7 protein-coding genes are annotated in these 7,219 nt (G+C 35.7%); 2 read left to right on the forward strand and 5 right to left on the reverse strand.

From position 1 onward, the window contains the following. Positions 1–104 (reverse strand): (d)CMP kinase (locus CD172_RS11775; RefSeq protein ID WP_206169844.1); only part of this gene is annotated, 104 nt, incomplete at its 3' end. 72 nt (positions 105–176) lie between these two features. Here CD172_RS11775 and CD172_RS11780 point away from each other — a divergent pair. Then, entirely contained in the window at positions 177–1,139 is a 963-nt protein-coding gene (locus tag CD172_RS11780; protein WP_103346454.1) for an asparaginase, read from the forward strand. 42 nt (positions 1,140–1,181) lie between these two features. Here CD172_RS11780 and ypdA read toward each other — a convergent pair whose 3' ends face one another. From ypdA to CD172_RS11800, 4 genes are all read right to left on the reverse strand, one after another. Continuing rightward, positions 1,182–2,168 (reverse strand): bacillithiol disulfide reductase YpdA, encoded by a 987-nt coding sequence (ypdA, locus tag CD172_RS11785; protein WP_060551086.1) that lies wholly within the window; start codon positions 2,166–2,168, stop codon positions 1,182–1,184. A 246-nt stretch (positions 2,169–2,414) separates the two neighbouring features. Then, positions 2,415–4,187 (reverse strand): LysM peptidoglycan-binding domain-containing protein, encoded by a 1,773-nt coding sequence (locus CD172_RS11790; RefSeq protein WP_103346455.1) that lies wholly within the window; start codon positions 4,185–4,187, stop codon positions 2,415–2,417. Positions 4,188–4,367: 180 nt separating this feature from the next. Further along, positions 4,368–5,744, reverse strand: coding sequence for a RecQ family ATP-dependent DNA helicase (locus CD172_RS11795; protein ID WP_103346456.1), 1,377 nt, complete (start codon positions 5,742–5,744; stop codon positions 4,368–4,370). Then, positions 5,734–6,687, reverse strand: a complete 954-nt coding sequence (locus tag CD172_RS11800) for a helix-turn-helix domain-containing protein (RefSeq protein ID WP_103346457.1) — start codon at positions 6,685–6,687, stop codon at positions 5,734–5,736. The genes CD172_RS11795 and CD172_RS11800 overlap by 11 nt, the downstream gene beginning before the upstream one ends. Positions 6,688–6,792: 105 nt before the next feature. Between CD172_RS11800 and CD172_RS11805 the strand changes: the two genes are divergently transcribed. Beyond that, the gene (locus tag CD172_RS11805) at positions 6,793–7,041 is read left to right on the forward strand and encodes a ferredoxin (protein WP_037564263.1); all 249 of its coding nucleotides are present in this window, start codon (positions 6,793–6,795) and stop codon (positions 7,039–7,041) included. Positions 7,042–7,219: the final 178 nt, after the last annotated feature.

The following is a 7,219-nucleotide window of genomic DNA, read 5'->3' on the forward strand; positions in this document are numbered from 1 at the left end:
CCTGTATCGACATAAATCATTCCTAATTGTGCAGCAACATGTTTTGCAATTGTACTTTTACCTGCTGCAGCGGGGCCATCTAAAGCAATATTTATAGCTGTCATTCTATACCTTCCTTGTTGTTTAGTTAATAATATTTTATCATAATAACGTACGTTTTATCGAGGAGGAAACATATGAAATCATTATTAGTGATTCATACGGGTGGTACAATCAGTATGTCAGAAGATGAATCTAACAGAGTTTCAACAAATGATGAAAATCCAATTGCGCAGCATCAAAATGTCATTGAAAGATATGCTGAGATAGATGAAATGATGCCTTTTAATGTCCCTTCACCCCATATGAATTTAACACATGTAAAAACGCTGAAGTCACTTATCGAACAATATGCGTCTCGCTATGACGGTTTTGTCATTACACATGGGACAGATACGCTTGAAGAAACTGCGTATTTATTAGATTTAACAGTTGCAACTTCAAAACCTGTCATTTTAACAGGTGCGATGCGTTCATCAAATGAAATCGGATCAGATGGATTATATAATTTTATTTCAGCGATTCGTGTAGCAATTCATGATGAATCCCATGATAAAGGGGTCATGGTTGTTTTTAATGATGAGATCCATACCGCACGTAATGTTACAAAAACACATACTTCTAATACAAACACTTTCCAAAGTCCTAATCATGGTCCCTTAGGGGTCATTACAAAATCTGGAATTTTATTTCACCATAAACCATATAGACAAGAAGTATTAACGACGATTGATGAAAGTTTAAATGTTGCTTTAGTAAAAGCGCATATGGGGATGGGAAGTGAAATGCTCTCCTATTACGCACACAATAACGTAAATGGGATTGTGATTGAAGCATTGGGTCAAGGGAACCTCCCTCCAACTGCTATGGCTGGATTAAATGAATGTTTAGAGAAAGATATCCCAGTTGTATTAGTGTCACGTTCTTTTAACGGTATTGTAAGTGCTGTATATGCATATGAGGGAGGCGGACACCAATTACATCAAAAAGGTGTGATATTTTCTAACGGACTCAATGGTCAAAAAGCACGACTCAAATTACTTGTGGCGCTCAGTCAACAATTGGCGAATGATGATTTGCGAATTTACTTTAATAAATAATAAAAACTGTCGATCTTTTAAATGATCGGCAGTTTTTTACTATTATGATTCAAGAGGAGCTTGTTTTTTAGATAAAATATCATTTGCAATATCGTTGGCATGATACTTACCATTTTCAATAAAAATGGTATTCGCATCGTTACCTGCAGCAATAACACCTGCAATGTAACAGTTATGCACATTTGTTTCATACGTATCTTTGTTATAAACAGGTGCTGTTCCAAATTCATTTGTACGCGTTTCGATACCAATCGCATTTAAAAATTCATAATCTGGATGATATCCTATCATTGCAAAAACATAGTCATTATGGATTGTCTCAGTTACACCTTGCGTTTCAAAAGTGACGCTATCTTCAGTAATTTGAGTAACATGACTGTTAAAGTGCATTTTAATATTATTACGACGTACAAGTGAATCAAAATTAGGCAAAATCCATGGTTTGATCGAAGGTGAATAATCAGCACCACGATAAATGACAGTTACACGTGCACCAGCTTTTTCTAATTCGATTGCAGCATCTACCGCTGAGTTTTTTCCTCCAATAATTACGACGTCTTGATCAAAATAAGGATGTGCTTCTTTAAAGTAATGCATGACTTTAGGTAGGGTTGCACCATCTACCTCTAAAGTATTATGTTGCCCGTAATAGCCTGTTGCAACAGTTAGAAAACGACATTGATAGACATTTTTAGTTGTAGTAATAGTAAAATGATCGTCTATTTTACGAACCGTTAACACTTCTTCAAACGCGTTAATCGATAATTGATGATGTTTCACGACTTCACGATAATAAACAAGCGCTTGATTTCTACGTGGTTTTAAATCCTCAACGATGAATGGTACATCCCCAATACTTAACTTATCACTTGATGAGAAAAACGTTTGATGCGTTGGATAATGATAAATAGCATTAACGATATTCCCCTTCTCTATAATCAAAGTCTCAATACCCTTTTTCTTTTGTTCAATTGCAGCGCTCAATCCACAAGGTCCGCCGCCTATAATGATACTTTCAATTTTAATCATAATTCGCGATTCCTAATCACGACAGGTGCGTCAATGAAGATAGGAATCTACCTCCTTACCGTACTAAACGATGACATCGTTCTCATTTGTCCATGATATATTATAGCAATATCATGGTTAGAACAAAATGGAAATGTTTGTTGTTTATAAAGTTGACAATCTTTGCGATTTTTACAGAAATCATAAAAAGTGATGCAAAAATATCTTGAATTTTTACATCACTTTGAAAATTTATTTTTTATTTGTTTATGGAATAATTAAGTGTTGTCCATTGCTGATGTTGTTTCCAGAAATACCGTTGGCTCTTCTAATTTTTTCAACATTTTCAGGTGACCCATTACCATAGTAGCGTATAGCTATACGGTATAAGTTTTCATTACCCGAAACTGTATGTGATTGTCCACCCGCTTGGTTTTGCTGGTTTTGATTTTGTGTATTTTGATTTTGCTGATTTTGTGGTGTTTGACCTTGCTGATTCATACCGTTTTGTTGATTGTTTTGTTGTGAAGGGTCATTACTTTGAGAAGTAGCGTCTTCATTTGAATTTTTATCTTTAGACGCATTATCTTTTTGAGCTTTGTCTTTATCAGCTTCTTTATCTTTAGTTTCTTTATCTTTAGCTTTATCATTTTTAGCTACTTCTGTTTGTTTGCCCTTATCGTGGTTATCATTATTACCTTGGTTAAATAAATACATTCCTCCAAATATCGCTAAAGCACCTAACAATAGTAATGCAGCAAGAAGCGGTATGATACGTTTTATACAACCGCCACGTTTTTCTTTTCCGTGATTATCATGACCATGTCCATGGTTCGCACCAGTAGCAGCGCCTGTCCCCGCCAACTCTTTATTACGGGAACGGTTATGATTTTCTTTTTTATCATGATGATGTTTAGCAGCGGCGCCGGCTACACCCGCAGCGGCAGCACCCGCAGCAACTTTTTTACCATTGTGCTTTTGAAGGTCGTCATGTTTAGGATCACGATGTGCATCTTCTTGAGAACGTGAATTGACATCATTTTGATTATGACGTTGTGCCTCTTTTTTATCATGATGGTGTTTAGCAGCAGCGCCGGCAACTCCAGCAGCGGCAGTACCCGTAGCAACTTTTTTACCATTGTGCTTTTGAAGGTCGTCATGTTTAGGATCACGATGTGCATCTTCTTGAGAACGTGAATTGACGTCATTTTGATTGTGACGTTGTGCCTCTTTTTTATCATGATGGTGTTTAGCAGCAGCGCCGGCAACACCGGCAGTGGCAGCACCTGCAGCAACTTTTTTACCTTTAAGGTCACGTTGAGATGTATGTACATCTTCTTGGGTCGTTTCATGTCGTTTAGCATGACGATGATTGGCATCAATTTGTTTGGATTGTTTATCCAATGTTTCATTGCCGAGGTTTGTGCTACGATGTTGGTCTTCCTTAGGCGAAGCACTTATATTGCGTGATCTTTCACGAGTATCGTCATTCGACGGAGATGTTGATGAACTATATTGTGTTCCAACATGTTTTCGATCCGCATGCTCTGTTTCACTCTCAGTCTTCGGTGTATCATCATATTGTATTTGTTCACGATGTCGGCCACCGTGATGTTCTGGACGTCCATCGTCACGTGTATGATGACGCGTAACCTGCGCATCGTCTTTAGCGTAATCTCTAATTTTTTCACCTCGTTGAGATGCTTGATCATGTGACTGAGTCTGTACATTACGTTGATCATCATGAGAAGATGACTTTTTGTTGACGAAGCCTCCAAGAATCCCAGGACGTTTACCTTGTCCTTCGTGTGATGTTTGTTCATCATTGTTATCGGAATGTGCCTTGACATCTGATGGTTGGCCTAAATCACGTTTACGGTGACGTCGTGATGCGTTTCTAGGTGGAAAATGCTGATGTTCATCTTTAACATCAAATGAAGTTTCATCTTGATCTGTCTCTTTATGAGTTGGTTCAGATTGATTTGGTTTAATTTCTTGACGATTACGTTCAAAATCATCCTTAAAATTATCTTTTGACAAAGTATTCACCCTTTCTATTACTGTATATATAGCTTATCTTGAAACATTTAAAACATCATTTTGCGATTTAATTACTGTTTTCAAAAAGTAGCTAAAATGAACAGTAAACCATCCCCTGGATCATCATAGTTGTGTATTAATTATAGCGATTTTAAAAATGCAAAGTAAAGTGAATTGAAGCTAATCGAGTAAACTTTTGAGCTTTTCTATATAATTTAATTGCCTTTTTACTTTTTTGCCATTTTTTTCTGTGATCTGAAATATATTGTCACATAAATCGCAACAATGTTGTTCTTGTACTTCCGTCGTATTAAAGTACCGTAGTATTACGGCACGACGACATTGTTGAGTCATTATAAAATGCATCATATGTCTATATGCACGATGCTTTAATTGTGATTGATTATTAAATATTTGTGCTAATGTGTTGATTTGAAAACGTTGCCTCAACGTTTCGATAATCTGTCGCTTTTCTTCATCGATAAGTTGTCCTTGTTCATACAGAGTGATATCTGTTTGATCAACGGCATTTAACGTCATTAAGTTTTCCATCAAATACTGGTCATCTGGTTGATACAATAATATGGCTTGGCTTAATGCCCCGTCACGCCCTGCTCTGCCAATTTCCTGGATATAACTTGATGGACTGTAAGGTGCATGAAAATGAACGATAGATCTAATATTCGGTTTATTAATGCCCATTCCAAACGCACTTGTGGCGACAATGATTTTGATTTCATTGTTTATAAATTGATGTTGAACGGTTTGACGTTCTTGATAAGATAAATCTCCATGATAAAGACCTGTCAAATGCCCTGCTTCATAAATACGCCCTGCTAAATGTAGGCCCACTTTTTTTGAAGAAACGTAAATAATGGTCGGCCCACTGTCTTCAATGAATCCTAAAAGCCAATTTAGTTTCTCTTCATATGAGTCCATAAACTTCACATTTAATGAGATATTCGAACGGTTTACGCTTGAATCATATAGTTCAAATGGTAGTTCTATGACAGTGGTGAGATCATGTAGCAATTGAGGCGTAGCCGTTGCTGTTAATGCGAGTATTGTGGTGTCTTTAAAATAACGAATGACATGACCTATGAGGGCATAATGTGGTCTGAAATCAAATCCCCATTCTGATAAACAATGTGCCTCATCTAGAACAATTAATCCAAAGTTTAAATGTTTAAAACGGTTAAAATGATGTGGTTGCATGAGTAACTCAGGGCTTACAAAAATAAAGCGTGCAGTTGTAAGTTGTTTAAAAGCAAGCTGTCTTTCACGCTCTTCCATACCTGAATGGATCGCAACAACACGACGTTCACCATTCATTTTCATCTGCATGACCTGATCATCCATTAAAGATATAAGTGGTGAAATAATAAGCGTTGGTTCTCCTTTGATATATGTGGGGAGTTGATAACATAAACTTTTACCACTCCCTGTTGGTAATACACCTAACGTATGGTGACCGTCCATAACATTTTTAATAATATCTTTTTGTCCAGGTTTGAATGAATCGAATCCAAAATAATGTTTTAGCGCTTTATTCAGCATGGTAGACTCCTTTGGAAATATAAATAATAATTAATTTGATTTCAAAGTAGCTAAACATATCAAATGTATTTTTATAGAATTTTAAACGTTGTTTTGGGTGTTTATGATAATAATGAATAAAATCATTAAGAGCTGCTGTATCTGATATGAAATGTGAAATGTCAGTAAGATAGCCATTTATAAATAAGTCGACGATATGATCATATACGGTATTATTAGAGATTTGATGCATTTTCGATATTTGATCAATCGAATGGCCATTATTTAAATCACAATATGTTCGATATACTGCTTTAGAGACGTTTAAGGATGCGCAACATTGTGATAAGATTGGAAAGCGATTTGAATCTTTTAAAATATCAGTAAGATAAAATAAATCTAAATAAATAGCGCGCGTGCATGTGTCATTATCCATGCCCTCAATCAATGAAACCTGATGTGGCGTATACATAGATTCATCATAACCTGTTAAAAAATAATGAAGAATAGACGTTGTGTGACATGAATTTAATGCTTTAAATACATCGTAAATTTCAGATTTAACATCCGTTTCAAGATGATTTTTTTTAATATGAAAGAACATATGTCTAACGTGTTCGTGAATATGTACGTGAGATGTGGTTGGCATGAATTGTGGCTGTTGATGCTGCATGTTTGAAAGTGTTTGAATCAGTAATTGTACACATTCAAACGTATGTGTTAACGTTTCATACGTTACTTCATTTGATGTCGGTATATTTTGGGGCGTATACGTTTCTTCAAGAATAGTTTGATACGTATCCCATGTTAAATTTTTATTTAAACCATATAAAGAAAAAAGCTTTAGGGAAACAGCATCAAAAAAAGTTTGATGTGATTTTTTACCTATGATAATATTATATATGCTTTTTTCAGTTTTATATGGTGAGGCTTGAGTATAAGCATATTGAATTAAAGTTTTCATAGTTTGGCCCTCATTCTATAAACGGAAATATTGAAAATTAATTTACACCCATCTACAATAAAATTATAATGTGAGTGTGATACTTTGAAAAGGGAGGCGAAAAATTTGGCTAAATACACAATCGTGGATATGGATACTTGTATCGCATGTGGAGCATGTGGTGCTGCTGCGCCTGACATATATGACTATGATGACGAAGGTATCGCATATGTTATCCTAGACGATAACCAAGGGACTAAAGCTGTGCCAGAAGAATTATATGAGGATCTTGAAGATGCATTTGAGGGTTGTCCAACTGATTCTATAAAAGTGGAGGAAGAACCTTTTGACGGTGATGCACTTAAGTTTGAATAGTAATGTCATTTCAATGATATGATATAGATGAATAAAGAACACTCGAGCGCTAAGGTAAGGATGCGCTTGAGTGTTCTTTAATTTATATAAAAGTAAACCATGCGCTATGCGTATGGTTCCGGAGAGGTTTTACCGTTGTATTAAAATAGGCATTTCCTCATGATAGAATAAAACTTGG

The organism is Staphylococcus agnetis (genome assembly GCF_002901865.1).
Lineage (GTDB): Bacteria > Bacillota > Bacilli > Staphylococcales > Staphylococcaceae > Staphylococcus > Staphylococcus agnetis.